Genomic DNA, 15,103 nt, shown 5'->3' on the forward strand with positions numbered 1-15,103 from the left:
CCCCTTTCGCCACCACACACCTGCGTGGGGGACACTTAATCACCAGACGTATGTGTTGATCATGAAGGAGCCACTCGTGGAGTTCGACGTCACCATCGAGATTCCGAAGGGTTCGCGGAACAAGTACGAGGTGGACCACGAGACCGGTCGCATCCGTCTGGACCGCCGTCTCTTCACCTCCACCAGCTACCCCGCCGACTACGGCTTCGTCGAGAACACCCTCGGCGAGGACGGCGACCCGCTGGACGCGCTCGTCATCCTGGACGAGCCCACCTTCCCGGGCTGCCTCATCAAGTGCCGCGCCGTCGGCATGTTCCGCATGACCGACGAAGCGGGCGGCGACGACAAGCTGCTCTGCGTCCCGGCCAACGACCCGCGCGTCGAGCACCTGCGCGACATCCACCACGTGTCGGAGTTCGACCGCCTGGAGATCCAGCACTTCTTCGAGGTCTACAAGGACCTGGAGCCGGGCAAGTCCGTCGAGGGCGCCGAGTGGGTCGGCCGCGCCGAGGCCGAGGCCGAGATCGAGGCCTCGTACAAGCGCCTCGAGGCCGCGGGCGGCTCGCACCACTGAGCCCGGTGACCCGCTGAGCGGGCGGGCGCGCGGAAGCTAGAAGCCGCGCGTCCGCTTCGCCGCGCGCCGGGCCAGTCCGCCCGGCGCGCCCAGGAACATCCGTGCCGCCTCGGACCCGAGGTTGACGCCGATCGCGATGGCCAGCGCCAGGGTCGCCGCCCTGGTGAGGCTGGCCATCCCGGTGTTCATCTCGTTCTTGGCGAAGTTCAGCAGCGCGAAGTAGACCGCGCTGCCGGGCAGCAGCGGCCCGATCGCCGCCGTCACGTACGGCAGCGCCGACGTGTACTGATAGCGCGAGAGCAGCTGGCCGAAGAGGCCGACGAGCCCGGCCGCGATGGCCGTGGCGGGCACCGGGTCGAGCCCCCCGGTGTCGGCGAGCGCCCCGTAGACCACCCACGCGACCCCGCCGTTGAGCGTCGCGAACAGCACGGTGTGACGTTCCTGCTGGAGCAGCACGGCGAAGGCGAAGGCCAGCAGCATGGCCGCCGCGATCTGCACCACCGGCCGCTCCACGCGGTGCAGCGCCGCCTCCGGGTTGAGCGTGGCCCCGCCGACCCGTACGCCGCCGTACAGCACGATCAGCACGCCGCTGACGATGCCGACGATCAGGTAGCCGACCTCCAGCAGACGGGCCGAGGCGGTGATGTAGAAGCCGGTCAGGCCGTCCTGCACGCCCGCGACCAGGGCCCGTCCGGGGATCAGGGCGAACAGCCCACCGGTGATCACCGCGGACGCCTGGACGTGCACCACGTCGCTCATGGCGCTGAGCGCCACCCCGATCGCGGCCGACGGCATCGCCGCCACCACGAACTGGTAGAACTCCGGCAGTCCGCGCCCCGACGCCAGCCACGCCAGCCGGTCGCCGAGCATCGCGCCGGCCGCGGCCGCCAGGAAGACCACGGCCCCGCCGCCGACCAGCATGCTCGCCGCGCCCGCGAGCAGCCCGGCGGCCAGGGTCAGCGCCCAGCCCGGATACGGGTGCCGGTTGCGGCGGATCTCCGCGAGCCGGCGGTAGGCCTCCTCCAGGGTCAGGCCCTGCGAGGTGATGTCGTGGACGAGCCGGAAGACGGCCGAGAGCCGGGTGTAGTCGGTGCCGCGGCGGCGCACGGTACGGCTGGCGGTGACCGGGTCGTCCACGAGGGACGGCTGGTAGCTGACCGACAGCAGGGTGAACGTGACGTTCGGCTCGCAGCGCCCCAGCCCGTAGGCGTGCGCGACGCCGTACATCGCCGCCTCGACGTCCTCGGCGCCCTCGCCGCCCGCGAGCAGCAGCTCGCCGATGCGCAGGACGAGGTCGAGGACGCGCGGGACGGCCGGGCCCGCCTCCTCGCCCTTGGCCGGACGCTCCGGCACCGGCCGCTCGCCGACCGGCATCCGCACCATCGTGCGCATCCGGTCCTGCCAGGGCGCGTCCTTGAGCAGGCTGACCTTGGGGACGCCGAACGGCGGGGTGAGCTCCGAGAAGGCGATGCCCTGGGTCGTCGAGCCGGACGGCGGGGTGAAGGCCGAGCCCTCCGGCCGCCGGTCCTCGGGCCCGGCGACCCCCTCGGGCACGGCGAACTCCGAGGTGGGATGGTCGTCCTCGGGCGCGGGCGGGAGCGGTACGCCGAGGGGTGGCGTGAACGCGCTGCGCGCCTCGTCGCTCTGCGGTTTGCGGTCCTCACCGGGCTCCGACGGGCCGCCGTCCCGCTGCCGATCACCCACTCCGCGCTCTCCTCCACGCTCCTGTGCAGGTCAACCATGCCCGATCAGGAGTACGGGTGCCCAGTGGGGGCCGAGGGATGCGAGTGGACCGTGATCCGGAAGTGACCTGCCGGAGCGGCCTCAGCGCCGCGCGTGCCGGCCGCGCTGCGGGCGCTGCTGCGGGGCCTGCGGCGCCGTCCCCGCCGGCTGCCCGTCGGGCTGCCGCAGCGGGTACGGCTGCACGTCCTGGTAGTGCGGCGGGACCTCGTGGTACTCGCGCGGCGGCTGCGGCCCGCTGGGCACGCCGTCCGGAGTGCTCGCCGCCCCCTCCTTCCTCGCCTTCGAGCGGGCCCGCAGGAACTCGATCACGATCGGCACGACCGAGACGAGCACGATCGCCACGAGCATGGCCTCGATGTTCGTACGGACGAAGTCGACCTTGCCGAGCACGGCGCCCAGCAGCGTCACCCCGGCGCCCCAGAGGGTGCCGCCGACGATGTTGAAGATCAGGAAGGACCGGTAGTTCATCCGGCTCACGCCGGCGATGATCGGCGTGAAGGTGCGGATGATCGGTACGAACCGGGCCAGGACCAGCGACTTCGGCCCGTACTTCTCGAAGAACTCGTGGGCCTTCTCGACGTTCTCCTGCTTGAAGAGCCGGGAGTCCGGGCGCCGGAAGAGCGCCGGTCCGACCTTGCGCCCGAAGAGGTAGCCCGCCTGGTCGCCGAGGATCGCCGCGAGCACGACGAGGAGGACGACCACCCACAGCGGGTAGTCGTCCAGCTTGCCCGTGGTCACCAGGAGGCCCGTGGTGAACAGCAGGGAGTCGCCCGGCAGGAAGAACCCGATCAGCAGTCCCGACTCGGCGAAGACGATGGCCAGCACGCCGAGCAGGCCGAACTGGCCGATCAGGTAGTCCGCGTCCAGCCACTGCGGGCCGAGCGCGAGGTGGGTGACGGGGGTCACGGGTGATCAGGCTCCTGGGTCGGGGGCGCAGGCTCGTGCGAGGCCCGGGCACAGGCGGGGAGAAGGGGACGTGCCTTCCCAAGCTATCAACGTCATCGCGGGGGCCCCTGGTTCCGCGGGCCGCGGGGGCCCTGGACCGGGGGCCGGGGACGCGCGGCGGGCAACCCCGTGTCCCGCCCGCGCGTCCCGGAGACCGAACGCAAGAATGCGGGAAAACCGAACGCGGAACGAACGAAGGCGGTCCTGATGGGCATCGATGAGTGGGGCGGCGGACAGCACGAGCAGTCCGACGTGCTCGTGGTCACGACGAACGACGTACCCGGGTACCGGGTCGAGCGCGTCATCGGCGAGGTCTTCGGCCTCACGGTGCGCTCCCGCCACGTCGGCAGCCAGATCGGCGCGGGGCTGAAGTCGCTGATCGGCGGCGAACTCAAGGGGCTGACGAAGACCCTCGTCCAGACCCGTAACCAGGCCATGGAGCGCCTGGTCGAGCAGGCGCGGGCGCGGGGCGCGAACGCGGTCCTGATGTTCCGCTTCGACGTCACGGAGGCGGCGGACGTCGGCACGGAGGTCTGCGCCTACGGCACGGCGGTGGTGATCGCGCCGCTGGCCTGACGGCTGCCGGCGGGACGTTCGCCCCGGACCCACCGGGGGAGGTCCGGGGCGCGTCCCCCCGCGTGGCGCCGCCCGGCCCGTGGTACCCGTCCCCCATGCCACTCCACAAGGGATCGCACCCCCGCCCCCGGCCCCCGGCCACGCCGTGAACCCCTTCTACGGCGAAGCCGACCCCGCCTCGGACATGACGGTCGAGCCCCCGCGGCACCGCCTCCCCGACCGCCCCATGCCGCCCCATGCCGCCTACCAGTACGTCCACGACGAGCTGATGCTGGACGGGAACTCCCGGCTCAACCTGGCCACCTTCGTCACCACCTGGATGGAGCCCCAGGCCACCACCCTGATGACGGAGTGCCGGGACAAGAACATGATCGACAAGGACGAGTACCCGCGCACGGCCGAGCTGGAGCGGCGCTGCGTGGCGATGCTCGCCGACCTGTGGAACGCCCCGGACCCGGCCGGCACGATCGGCTGCTCGACCACCGGATCGAGCGAGGCGTGCATGCTCGCCGGCATGGCGCTCAAGCGCCGCTGGGCGCGCGCGAACAAGGACCGCTACCCCTCCCGCGACGCCCGCCCCAACCTCGTGATGGGGACCAACGTCCAGGTCTGCTGGGAGAAGTTCTGCACCTTCTGGGAGGTGGAGGCGCGCCAAGTGCCCATGGAGGGCGAGCGGTTCCACCTCGACCCCACCGCCGCCGCGGAGCTCTGCGACGAGAACACGATCGGCGTCGTCACCGTCCTGGGCTCGACCTTCGACGGGTCGTACGAGCCGGTGGCCGAGGTCTGCGCCGCGCTGGACGCGCTCCAGGAGCGGACGGGGCTGGACGTGCCGGTCCACGTGGACGGCGCCTCCGGGGCGATGGTCGCGCCCTTCCTCGACGAGGAGCTGGTCTGGGACTTCCGGCTGCCGCGGGTGGCGTCCATCAACACCTCGGGCCACAAGTACGGGCTGGTCTACCCGGGCGTCGGCTGGGCGCTGTGGCGCGACCCGGCCGCGCTCCCCGAGGAGTTGGTGTTCCGGGTGAACTACCTCGGCGGCGACATGCCGACCTTCGCGCTCAACTTCTCGCGCCCGGGCGCCCAAGTGGCCGCCCAGTACTACACGTTCCTGCGGCTGGGCCGCGAGGGCTACCGCGTGGTGCAGCGGACGGCCCGCGACGTGGCGCGCTCCCTGGCCGGACGCATCGGCGCGCTCGGCGGCTTCCGGCTGCTGACGCGCGGCGACGAGCTGCCGGTGTTCGCCTTCACGACGGCGGACGACGTGAAGGAGTTCGACGTCTTCGACGTGTCGCGCCGGCTGCGGGAGCGCGGCTGGCTCGTCCCCGCGTACAGCTTCCCGCCCAACCGGGAGGACCTGTCGGTCCTGCGGATCGTGTGCCGGAACGGGTTCTCGATGGACCTGGCCGACCTGTTCCTGGAGGACCTGAACGCCCTGCTGCCGGAGCTGCGCCGGCAGACGTGCCCGCTGGGCCGTCCGGAGGAGGTCGCGACGGCGTTCCACCACTGAGCGCGACGGGGGGTCAGCCCGGGGCGGAAGGGTTCAGCCCCTCCCACGGATCCCCCTCGTCCGCCATCACGTACGCCCCGCCCTCCAGCCGCTCGATCAGCCCGCGGGCCCAACGCTCCTCCGCCTCGGCCCGGTTGAGCCAGACGCCGGAGATCTCCCCGATGTGCCCCCAGTCCTCCCCGGCGCCGGGCGTCCACTCGCGGCCGATCTCCTCGCGCCACTCCTCCAGCGCCCGCACCCGCCGCCGCAGCAGCGCGACGGCCTCGTCCCGCGGCAGGTCGACGAGGAAGCCGACGGCCGCCGTCAGCAGGTCGAGGCGCTGGACGGGGACGGCGAGCGCGTCGCGCAGCAGCCGCAGGAACTCGGCCTCGCCCTCCGCCGTCAGCTCGTACTCCGTGCGCGGCGGCCCGCCCGCCTCGCTGGGCGCGGTGTCGTGGGCGACCAGCAGCCCCTGCCCGGCCATGGCCTTCAGCGCGTGGTAGATCGATCCGGGCTTGGCGTTGGACCACCGCGCCGCGCCCCAGAACTCCAGGTCGTTGCGCACCTGGTAGCCGTGGGCGCGCCCGTGCTGGCGCACCGCGCCCAGCACCAGCAGCCGGATCGCGGACATCGTCCTCCCTCGCCGTTCGAACCTCGGCCCCAGCCTAGGCGCCGGCGTCCTCCACCAGCTCGAAGGCCGTCTTCCCGTCGATCGTCTCGCGGATGATGTCGGCGTGGCCCGCGTGCCGGGCGATCTCCTCGATGAGGTGGAGCAGCAGCCAGCGCGTGGACACGCGGGTGTCCTTGGGGAACCAGGGGGCCGGCGGCAGGGCGAAGACCTGCTCGATCGGCACCGAGCGCACGTACCGCTCGGTCTCGGCCGCGACCTCGTCCCAGCGGGCGAGGAGGGCGGGCACGGTCTCCTCGGGGTGCCACGCCTTCTCGAAGCGCGCGATCGCCTCCTCCCGGGGGAGGTCGTGGCCCTGCGCGCGCTGCACCCAGCCGCGCTCGACGTCGATCACATGCCCGAGCAGCCCGGCGAGGGACATCTCGCTGGCGCTCGGCCGGGACGCCGCCTGCTCCTCGGTCAGCCCGTGCAGGGCCCGGCGGACGCCGCCGCGCTGGGCCTCCAGGAAGGCGAGCAGGGTGCCGAGCTCGTCGCCGGTGTTGTTCTCGATCACAAGGGTGGGCATGGGGTCCCGCCGCCTCTCCGTCGTCACGTGCTGACGGATCAACAGTAGGACCCCACTGGGACAGTACGCGTCCTAAATAAACGGCGACGGCCGGGCGGGGCGCGGGCTCAGAACGGGAATCTGCTCCGCCCGTGCTGGATCGAGATCCACTTCGTCGTGGTGAACGCCTCCACCATCGCGTCCCCGTTCAGCCGCCCCACCCCCGAGTGCTTCTCGCCGCCGAACGGCACGATCGCCTCGTCGTGCACGGTGCCGTCGTTGACGTGGATCATCCCGGTGTCCACGCGCTTGGCGAAGCGGACGCCCCGCTCGACGTCCCCGGTGTGGACGGCGCCGCTCAGCCCGTACGGCGTGGCGTTGGCGAGCCGCAGCGCCTCCTCCTCGCCGTCGAACGGGATGATCAGGGCGACCGGCCCGAAGATCTCCTGCCCGAGTATCGGGGCGTCCTCCGCCAGCCCGGTCAGGACGGACGGCTCGACCAGCGTGCCGGTGGTCCGGCCGCGCACGAGCGCGGTGGCGCCGCCCTGCACGGTCTGTTCCACGAGGGACGTGATCGCCTCGGCCTGACCGGAGTTGATGAGCGGGCCGATGTGGGTCGCGGGGTCGCCGGGATCCCCGGTCTTGAGCGACTTCACCTTGGCCACGAACTTCTCGGTGAACTCCCGTTCCACGGACCGGTCCACGAGGATCCGGTTGGCGGCCATGCACACCTGGCCCTGGTGGACGAAGCGGCTGAACACCGCCGCGTCCACGGCGTAGTCGACGTCCGCGTCGTCCAGGACGATCAGGGCGCTGTTGCCGCCGAGTTCGAGGATGACCCTCTTGAAGTGCGAGGCGCCGACGGTCGCGACGTGCCGGCCGACCTTGTCGGAACCGGTGAAGGAGAGGACCTTGGGGACGGGGTGCTCGATGAGCGCGTCGCCGATCTCGGCGATGTCGGTGACGACGACGTTCAGCACCCCGGGCGGCAGCCCCGCGTCCTCGAAGACCTTGGCCACGAGGCCGCCGCCGCACACCGGGGTGTTCTGGTGCGGCTTGAGCACCACCGCGTTGCCCAGCGCGACCGCGGGCGCCACCGACTTCACCGACAGCAGGAACGGGAAGTTGAACGGGCTGACCACGCCGACGACCCCGACGGGCACGCGGTAGAGCCGGTTCTCCTTGGTGTCGTCCGGCGAGGGCAGGATGCGCCCCTCCGCGCGCAGCGCGAGCTGCACGGCCTCGCGCAGGAACTCCCGCACCAGGCTCAGTTCGAACGCCGCCTTGACGGCGGTCCCCCCGCACTCCGCCATGATCAGCGAGGCCAGCTCGGCCTCGTGCTCGTCCACGATCCGCAGCGCCCGTTCGAAGACGAGCCGGCGGGTGTACGGATTGGTCTCGGCCCACGACCGCTGGGCCCGCTCGGCGGCGCGGTACGCCTCGTCGATCTCGGCCACGCCCGCCACGGTGATCGACGCGAGCTTCTCCCCGTCGTACGGGTTGAAGTCGACGATGTCCCATGAGCCCGTACCGGACCGCCATCGGCCGTCGATGTACTGCTGCGCGAGATCCGTGAACGCGGAGGAGTAGGACATTCGCCATCCCTGTCTGCCGGAGCGCGGCCCATGGGCGCACGCGGGTTCAGACGTACTGAGTGCCCGTCATCGTACTGATGTATCAGAGGAGTTGGAGCATGCGCCCGATCAGGTCGCGCGTCCGGGACGGCGAAAGACTGTCGGCCCGCAGCCGGCCCATCACCCCTTCGTACTGGGCGACTTCGTCCGCCTTGTCGAGGTAGAGGGCGCCGGTGAGCTGCTCCAGGTACACCACGTCCGGAAGATCGGACTCGGGGAAGCGCAGGACGGTGAACGCGCCGCTCTCGCCCGCGTGGCCGCCGTGCCGGAACGGCATCACCTGGAGCGTGACGTTCGGCTGCTCGGAGATGTCGACGAGGTGCTGGAGCTGCCCGCGCATCACCGTGGCGTCGCCGTACGGACGGTGCAGCGCGGCCTCGTCGAGGACGGCGTGGAAGTGCGGGGCGCGCTCGGAGAACAGCAGCTTCTGCCGCTCCATGCGCAGCGAGACGCGGCGCTCGATCTCGTCGGCGTCCGCCCGGGGCTGGCCGCGGACGACGACCGCGTGCGCGTAGCCCTCGGTCTGGAGCAGGCCGTGCACGAACTGCACCTCGTAGATCCCGATGTGCGACGCGGCCCCCTCCAGGCCCACGTAGGTCTGGAACCAGCTGGGCAGCACGTCGCCGTAACTGTGCCACCAGCCGGCCACGTTGGCCTCCTTGGCGAGCCCCAGCAGGGCCGCCCGCTCGGACTCGCGCGTGATGCCGTAGAGCGTCAGCAGGTCCTCGACGTCGCGCGTCTTGAAGCTCACCCTGCCGAGCTCCATCCGGCTGATCTTCGACTCGGACGCACGGATCGAGTAACCGGCCGCTTCCCGCGTGATGCCCCTGGACTCCCGCAGCTTCCTCAGCTGCGACCCCAGGAGTATGCGCCGCACCACGGAACCGCTCGACTCGTTCGTGGTCATCTCTGCGACCTTCCTTCCGGTCTGGTCCGGCCTGTCTGTCCGCCGTGTCGATCAACCCTTCCGGGGGCGACCCCCGCGGCCCCCGGCGCCGAAGTCTGCCATCTTTGCGCTCCGTTGAGTGCACGGGCGGTCACGGATATCGGCCAGGACGGGGAGCACTACTGAAGGGGGCGTAGGAAGAATTGCTCCCCAATCCCCTTCTGCGCCCCCAAATCCTCCACGTGCACGTGCATCTGCCCTTGCATCCGCCCTGCGCATTGGGAACCATGGAGCGCGCACGTGCACGTCACGTCCACGATTGCAGGAGTGCCTCGGATGGGTACCGAAGGATCGACCGTGCTCTCCCCCGTCTGGCGGGGGCTGCCCCGTACGGACTCCTCCGCGGTGTCGAACTCCGCCTCCTGCCCCCTGCCACCGCGCTTCGAGGCCGTCCGCACCGCCCGTCGCTTCACGCGGATCACCTTGAACCAGTGGGGAATTCAGCGCGTTTTCGACGATGTGGCGCTGGTCGTCTCCGAGCTGGTGACCAACGCCATGCGCTACGCCGCCCCGGCGGACCCGCCGGGCGGGGGATACGAGCCGCCCATACGCCTCCACCTGATGCGGTGGACGACCCGGCTGGTGTGCGCGGTGCGCGACCCGAGCGAGGAGAGCCCCGTGGCCGGCGAGGCGGGCGCCGGCGACGAGCACGGCCGCGGGCTGCTCCTCGTGGAGAACTTCAGCGACGCCTGGGGCTGGCACCCCCTGGTGGGCGCGTTGCACGGGAAGGTGGTGTGGGCGCTGTTCCGGCTGCCGCGTGAGTGACGCCACGGAGGCCGCCCCGCGACGGGGTGGCCACGGAGCGGCGGAGATCACTCCGCCACGAGGTAGTCGAATTCACCGTCCTTGACCCCCAACAGCATGGCCTCGATCTCCGCGGGGGTGTAAATGAGAGCGGGGCCATCCGGGTGGCGGGAGTTGCGAACGGCAACCCCGCCACCCGGCAACTTCGCGAACTCCACGCAGGAGCCCTGCGAGTTGGAGTGTCTGCTCTTCCGCCAGACGACACCGTCGATGCCCGATGCAGCCATGCCGTTGTGGACGTGTGGCACTGGAGACTCCCGGAACGCCGCAGAGGGGGGGTGCAACTCCTCCGGATCATAGCGGCGGTTCACATGCTCCGGCACGAGCAGATGCACGTGCACTGACGGTGTTTGCGCTGCTACGGAAGCGGTTTCACCGCTTCCGTAGATATCCGATCAGACGCGCGTAGCCGTCGCCTCCATGGCCGTCGTCGACCGCCTTTCGCACCAACTCCCGGACGAGTTCCGGAAAACCGGCGTCTATACCGCGGAGCTCGCTGGCGTGCACGAGGATGTCCATCGTCATCAGATGGAGATCCAGCGGGAAATCCCCGCCCGGAGTCCGCCCGGAATCCACCTGCCGGGCGGCCTCGTCCATGAACGCCCCGACGGTTTTCATCCACCGCCCGGCGACTTCCGTGAACGCGGTCGCCGTCACCCCGCCGCCGCCCGGGTCCGCCCGCATCAGCGCCGTGCTGTGCAGCCACCCGGTGAGCGCGCCCCACATCAGCCCCAGCAGTGCCGTGTCGTACACGGAGGGCAGGCCGTGGTCCTCCCCGACGTGCACGGGGTCGCCGAGGGCGGCCAGGACGGGCCGGTGGGCCTCGAAGACGGAGACCGGGCCCGCGTGGAGCAGCAGGGCGTCCGGCCGCCCGATGCCGGCGGGCGTCGACATCACGACCCCGTCCAGATAGCCGGCGACGCCGTGCCGCGCGGCCCACTCCGCCGTCTGCCGCCCGTCCCCCGGCGGGCCGGAGGTCAGGTTGACGACCGTCCGTCCCGCGAGGGCCGCGGCGGCCGGCTCCAGGACGTCCAGGACGGCGTCGTACGTGGACACGCAGACCACCGCCAGCGGGCTCGCCGCCAGCGCCTCGGCGGCGCTGCCCGCCCTCTCGGCGCCCCGGGCGGCCGGTGGTTCCGCCTTCGCGGGCGTGCGGTTCCAGACCGTGGTGCGGTGGCCGGCCGCGAGGAAGGCGCCGGCCAGCGCCGAGCCCATCGCACCCAGCCCGAGCACACTGACCTCTGTCCCCATGGTGTTCCCCCCTACTGCTCGACGAGTCGTACGGCCCACCGGTCGAGGTACGCCGTGAGCGCGCGCCGGTCCTTCGCGCCGGCACGCAGGCCCACGTGTCCGTCGGGGCGCACGAGCAGCAGCGTGCCGTCCGGCAGGGCGTCGGTGCGGATGCGGAGGACGGCGAGGGGGAGGGCGTAGCGCGCGGTGAGCCGCCGGAGGTCCTCCGTGCCGCCGTCGCCCGTCACGAGCAGGGACCATCGCTGGTAGGACAGCAGCTCGTGCAGCCGTGCCGGGCCGGTCCCGCCGACGACGGCCCAGTCCGGCACCCGGTCCCCGGGCCGGGGGCCGCCGCCGCCCTTCGGCCGGCGCCCCGCCGACAGCTCACTGTCGCGATGGTGCTTCCCGAAGTCGCTGAGCAGCTCGGCGCCGCGGCGGTTGAGGCGCCGGCTGCGCAGGACGTGCGGCAGGAGCACGCGTATCGCCGCCAAGGTCCGCCGGTCCGGCGGCAGTTCGAGCACGTTGCGCCGCATGTGGCGCATGACGCACTGCGCCGTGTGGCGCTGTTCGGCGTCGTACGTGTCGAGCAGCGCGTCCGGGCACCAGCCGTGGTGGACGGCGGCCAGCTTCCAGGCGAGGTTGTGGGCGCCGAGCAGGCCGGTGTTGAGGCCGCGGCCGCCGATCGGGGCCCACAGGTGGGCGCTGTCCCCCAGCAGCAGCGCGGGGCCGCTGCGGAAGCGGCCGGCGATGCGGTCGTGGAAGCGGGCGCGGTTGGCCCAGTGCGGCTCGGTGGGCCGGAGCCGCACGCCCTCCTCGCCGGTGGCGCGGGAGACGAGCTCCTCCATCTCCTCGGTGGTGGGCGGCTCTTGCCGCTCGGGATCCGGGTCGGGGCAGAAGGCGAAGAGGCGGAGGGCGCCGCCGGGGACGGGGTCGGCGATGAGGGTGACGCCGTGGTTGATGAAGATGCGGGCGACGTCTGCCCGGTAGGGGTGCTTCCACTCCGGAACGGCGTTGATCTGCAGGCTCTGGAGATTGGTTCGCCGCTCCCCCCGGAATTCGGCTCCCATGCTCTTCCTGACGAGGCTGTGCGAGCCCTCCGCCCCCACGACCCACCGGCAGGCGACGGTGGTCGTCCGCCCGTCTGCCGTCCTCAGATCGACCTCGGCCCCCTCCTCCCCCAGCCGCACCGCGACGGCTTCCCTTCCCCAGAGCACATCCGGCCCCCACAGCCTCAGGCGTTCCCGCAGGATCGCCTCGATGGCGTCCTGCTCGATCCCCAGCGGCCCGGGAAAGGCGGTGTCCGCCACGTGCATCTCCTGCGTCCCGACCCGTGTCCCCGCGACGTGGAACTCCCCCCGCGAGAGCGCGAGCCCCTCCCGGACGAACCCGTCCGCGCACCCCAGGTCCCGCAATGCCTCCAGCGCCCGCTGCCACACCACGCTCGCCCGCGGCTCCTGCCCGCCCCCCGCCCTCCTGTCCACCACGACCGCATCCACCCCGTACCGCCGCAGCCCCACCCCCAACGCCATCCCGGTAGGCCCCGCCCCCACCACGACAACGTCCCGAACACCCCGGATCGCCCGCTGCATCAGCGCCTCCCCCTGTTGGCGACGATTGTGGGGTATGCGCAAGCTCGGCCTCAATGGCGCGTGTTGGGCGCATCACCGCACCTCCTCCCTCCCCGCCCCGCCCTTTTCCCTCCTCCCGGCCCCGGCCCCCGCCCCCGGCCCGGCCCCCACGCCGCGGGGGCGCGCAGGCGCGCGCACGGTAGCGAGTCGCGCCGCCGACGCAGCGCTGCGGCCCGGGGCACCGCCCTGTCCCGGTGTGCGCGGGGGCGCGCACCGTAGCGAGGCGCTCGCCGACGCAGCGCTGCGGCCCCGGGGCACCGCCCCGTACGGGCGTGCGCGGTGCGTGCACGGTAGCGACGCGCTCCGTCGACGCAGCGCTGCGGCTCATGGCACCGCCCCGTACGGGCGTGCGCAGGGCGCGCAACCTGAAGCGGTGCGGGGCTATTGCGCGGGCTACGGCCTCGGAGACGGGCACTGGGCCGCCCCGGCCTCGCACCCGCCCGGCGCGGGCGGCCCGAACCGGCCTGAAGCGGGCCCCGAACCGGCCTGAACGGGCGCGGGACCGGCGCCCTGTGCGGGGGCCAGGGCGGAGCCCTGCTCGGTTGCAGGCGCGGAGCAACGTTCCGGGGAGGTGGGTGGGTGGGTGGGTGGCGCCCGGCCGGGGTGCGGGGGCGGAGCCCCGGTCGGGGTGCGGCGGGGGGGCGGAGCCCGCGCGCGGCGCTGTGGGCGGCGGGCCCTTGCCAGGGGCGCAGCCCCGGTCGGGGGTGCAGGGGGCGGAGCCCCCGCCCGGGGCTGCGGGCGGCGCGCGGCGGCGCGGCACCGCGAGGCAGGGCCGCCAAGGGGCGCAGCCCCCGCCCGGCGCTCCGGACCGCCGGAGGGCAGCGTGGCGCCGCGCGGCGGCGTTGCCAGGGCGCAGCCCGGTTAGGGGGCACCGGGGGCGCAGCCCCGGTCGGGGGTGCAGGGGGCGGAGCCCGCCCGGCGCTGCGGGCGGCGCGCGGCGGGGTTGCCAAGGGGCGCAGCCCCTTCGGAAACGGTGAAAGGGCGGGGAGGGGCACGGCAAAGCCCCGGCCGACCGCCGTTGTCAGACCCCCCTGCAAGACTCACCCGCACCGGCCGGCGGAGACGGACCACGGGGGTGCCCGTCTCCGCCGCCGGGCCGGACGGCGCCGGGCCGGAGAGCGCCACGCCGGAGAGCGCCGCCCCGGCCACCGACCCACCGCACCAACCACTAGCCCAACCGGCCCACTCCCCCGCGCGCCCACCCCCACCCCACCGCACGATGACCGCAAGGACGAAGGACGCAAGTCACCACACCGCCGCCGGGGAGTGAACCGTGATGACCCTCAGCCTCGCCCAGCTGAGCCGCTGCACGATCGCCGTCGACCTCGGCGCGTCCCGCACCCGGGTCTACGCCCGGGACACGGGCCTCATCGTGGACGAGCCGTCGATCGCCGCCGTCAACACGAGGACGGGCTCGCTCATCGCCGTGGGCGCCCTCGCGGAGGGCATGGCGGGCCGCACGCCCGCGCACATCCGCGTCGTCAGACCCGTATCCGGCGGCACGGTCGTCGACATCGAGATGGCTCAGCGCATGCTGCGCCACCTCATCAGCGACAAGATCCGCAGGGCCTGGCGCCGCAAACCCCTCCTCCGCGCCGCCGTCTGCCTCCCGCACGACGCCGAGCCGATCGCCCAGCGGGCGGCCGTCGAGACGATGACCGGCCTCGGCGCCCGCCGCGTCGAGCTCGTGGACACGCTCGTCGCGGCGGCCGTCGGCTGCGGCCTCCCCGTCCAGCTCCCCGAGGCGACGATGATCATCGTCTGCGGCGCGGCGTCCACACAGGTGGCCGTCCTCTCCCTCGGCGCGATCGTCGCGGCCGAGAAGGTCCAGGTCGGCGGAGACGCCATCGACTACGCGGTCGTCCAGCACCTGCGCAGCGAGCACGAGTTGATGCTGCCCACCCAGGGCCTGTACCCGCTCCACATGGCCCTGCGGGCCGACCGCCTGGCCGGCGGCGGCACGGAGACCGAGGTCCGCGGCCGCGACGTCGCGACGGGCCTGTCCCGCACGGTCCTCGTCAGCACCGCTCACGTGCGCAACGCGATCCAGACCCCGCTGACCGCCGTCCTGGACGCGATAGGACGCGTGCTCCGGGACTGCCCGCCCGACCTCGTGGCGGACCTGGGCACCCGCGGCCTCATGCTCGCCGGCGGCAGCGCCCTGCTCCCGGGGCTGGACACGATGATCCAGGACGCCACGGGCATGACGGTGCACATCGCGGAGAACCCGGAGCACTGCTCGGTCCTGGGCCTGGGGATGATGATGGAGGGAAAGGTGGGGCCGATGACGATCGACCCCCTGGTGATGCGCTGAACGACGCGCTGAACAACGCGCCGAACGACGCGCCGAATGACGCTGCAC

Annotated in this window: 14 protein-coding genes; 5 read left to right on the forward strand and 9 right to left on the reverse strand. The window is 72.7% G+C overall.

The features are described from left to right. Positions 1–76 precede the first annotated feature (76 nt). Positions 77–574, forward strand: a complete 498-nt coding sequence (locus tag AC230_RS12995; RefSeq protein WP_049716339.1) for an inorganic diphosphatase — start codon at positions 77–79, stop codon at positions 572–574. A gap of 36 nt (positions 575–610) precedes the next feature. On the opposite strand, the gene AC230_RS13000 is transcribed toward AC230_RS12995, so the two are convergent. Then, positions 611–2,278 (reverse strand): threonine/serine exporter family protein, encoded by a 1,668-nt coding sequence (locus AC230_RS13000; protein WP_049716340.1) that lies wholly within the window; start codon positions 2,276–2,278, stop codon positions 611–613. Between the two features lie 120 nt (positions 2,279–2,398). Further along, entirely contained in the window at positions 2,399–3,223 is an 825-nt protein-coding gene (locus AC230_RS13005) for a DedA family protein (RefSeq protein WP_049716341.1), read from the reverse strand. 246 nt (positions 3,224–3,469) lie between these two features. Here AC230_RS13005 and AC230_RS13010 point away from each other — a divergent pair, with 246 nt between their 5' ends. Together AC230_RS13010 and gad are read left to right on the forward strand one after the other, a co-directional pair. Continuing rightward, the gene (locus AC230_RS13010) at positions 3,470–3,838 is read left to right on the forward strand and encodes a YbjQ family protein (protein WP_049716342.1); all 369 of its coding nucleotides are present in this window, start codon (positions 3,470–3,472) and stop codon (positions 3,836–3,838) included. A 184-nt stretch (positions 3,839–4,022) separates the two neighbouring features. Then, positions 4,023–5,348 carry a glutamate decarboxylase gene (gad, locus tag AC230_RS13015; RefSeq protein ID WP_078871213.1) on the forward strand — a complete coding sequence of 442 codons (1,326 nt, stop codon included), beginning with the start codon at positions 4,023–4,025 and terminating at the stop codon, positions 5,346–5,348. Positions 5,349–5,361: 13 nt separating this feature from the next. Here gad and AC230_RS13020 read toward each other — a convergent pair whose 3' ends face one another. The 4 genes from AC230_RS13020 to AC230_RS13035 all read right to left on the reverse strand — a co-directional run bounded on the left by AC230_RS13020 (position 5,362) and on the right by AC230_RS13035 (position 9,040). Then, a complete protein-coding gene (locus AC230_RS13020) occupies positions 5,362–5,958 on the reverse strand; it encodes a PadR family transcriptional regulator (protein WP_049716343.1) in 597 nt (198 codons plus the stop codon). 34 nt (positions 5,959–5,992) lie between these two features. Next, on the reverse strand, positions 5,993–6,520 hold the full coding sequence (locus AC230_RS13025; RefSeq protein WP_049716344.1) for a DinB family protein: 528 nt from the start codon (positions 6,518–6,520) through the stop codon (positions 5,993–5,995). A 107-nt stretch (positions 6,521–6,627) separates the two neighbouring features. Next, positions 6,628–8,094: an aldehyde dehydrogenase family protein gene (locus AC230_RS13030; protein ID WP_049716345.1), complete on the reverse strand. Its 1,467-nt coding sequence runs from the start codon at positions 8,092–8,094 to the stop codon at positions 6,628–6,630. 82 nt (positions 8,095–8,176) lie between these two features. Beyond that, entirely contained in the window at positions 8,177–9,040 is an 864-nt protein-coding gene (locus AC230_RS13035; protein ID WP_049716346.1) for a helix-turn-helix domain-containing protein, read from the reverse strand. 315 nt (positions 9,041–9,355) lie between these two features. On the opposite strand from AC230_RS13035, the gene AC230_RS13040 reads away from it, so the two are divergent. Then, positions 9,356–9,844, forward strand: coding sequence for an ATP-binding protein (locus AC230_RS13040; RefSeq protein WP_049716347.1), 489 nt, complete (start codon positions 9,356–9,358; stop codon positions 9,842–9,844). 47 nt (positions 9,845–9,891) lie between these two features. Here the strand turns inward: AC230_RS13040 and AC230_RS13045 are convergent, their stop codons facing one another. The 3 genes from AC230_RS13045 to AC230_RS13055 all read right to left on the reverse strand — a co-directional run bounded on the left by AC230_RS13045 (position 9,892) and on the right by AC230_RS13055 (position 12,702). After that, on the reverse strand, positions 9,892–10,131 hold the full coding sequence (locus AC230_RS13045; RefSeq protein ID WP_078871209.1) for a DUF397 domain-containing protein: 240 nt from the start codon (positions 10,129–10,131) through the stop codon (positions 9,892–9,894). Positions 10,132–10,255: 124 nt separating this feature from the next. Beyond that, the gene (locus AC230_RS13050; protein ID WP_049716349.1) at positions 10,256–11,134 is read right to left on the reverse strand and encodes an NAD(P)-dependent oxidoreductase; all 879 of its coding nucleotides are present in this window, start codon (positions 11,132–11,134) and stop codon (positions 10,256–10,258) included. An 11-nt stretch (positions 11,135–11,145) separates the two neighbouring features. Further along, positions 11,146–12,702 (reverse strand): FAD-dependent monooxygenase, encoded by a 1,557-nt coding sequence (locus AC230_RS13055; RefSeq protein ID WP_078871210.1) that lies wholly within the window; start codon positions 12,700–12,702, stop codon positions 11,146–11,148. 1,315 nt (positions 12,703–14,017) lie between these two features. On the opposite strand from AC230_RS13055, the gene AC230_RS13060 reads away from it, so the two are divergent. Further along, positions 14,018–15,055, forward strand: a complete 1,038-nt coding sequence (locus tag AC230_RS13060) for a rod shape-determining protein (protein ID WP_049716351.1) — start codon at positions 14,018–14,020, stop codon at positions 15,053–15,055. Positions 15,056–15,103: the final 48 nt, after the last annotated feature.

Origin of the sequence: Streptomyces caatingaensis (genome assembly GCF_001187435.1) — a bacterium.
Lineage (GTDB): Bacteria > Actinomycetota > Actinomycetes > Streptomycetales > Streptomycetaceae > Streptomyces > Streptomyces caatingaensis.

Bases quoted from the DNA above. Each gene is read 5' to 3' on its own strand.
- AC230_RS13010 (WP_049716342.1), top strand. From the start codon at position 3,470: ATGGGCATCGATGAGTGGGGCGGCGGACAGCACGAGCAGTCCGACGTG.
- gad (WP_078871213.1), top strand. From the start codon at position 4,023: ATGACGGTCGAGCCCCCGCGGCACCGCCTCCCCGACCGCCCCATGCCG.
- AC230_RS13020 (WP_049716343.1), bottom strand. From the start codon at position 5,958: ATGTCCGCGATCCGGCTGCTGGTGCTGGGCGCGGTGCGCCAGCACGGG.
- AC230_RS13025 (WP_049716344.1), bottom strand. From the start codon at position 6,520: ATGCCCACCCTTGTGATCGAGAACAACACCGGCGACGAGCTCGGCACC.
- AC230_RS13030 (WP_049716345.1), bottom strand. From the start codon at position 8,094: ATGTCCTACTCCTCCGCGTTCACGGATCTCGCGCAGCAGTACATCGAC.
- AC230_RS13035 (WP_049716346.1), bottom strand. From the start codon at position 9,040: ATGACCACGAACGAGTCGAGCGGTTCCGTGGTGCGGCGCATACTCCTG.
- AC230_RS13040 (WP_049716347.1), top strand. From the start codon at position 9,356: ATGGGTACCGAAGGATCGACCGTGCTCTCCCCCGTCTGGCGGGGGCTG.
- AC230_RS13050 (WP_049716349.1), bottom strand. From the start codon at position 11,134: ATGGGGACAGAGGTCAGTGTGCTCGGGCTGGGTGCGATGGGCTCGGCG.
- AC230_RS13055 (WP_078871210.1), bottom strand. From the start codon at position 12,702: ATGCAGCGGGCGATCCGGGGTGTTCGGGACGTTGTCGTGGTGGGGGCG.
- AC230_RS13060 (WP_049716351.1), top strand. From the start codon at position 14,018: ATGACCCTCAGCCTCGCCCAGCTGAGCCGCTGCACGATCGCCGTCGAC.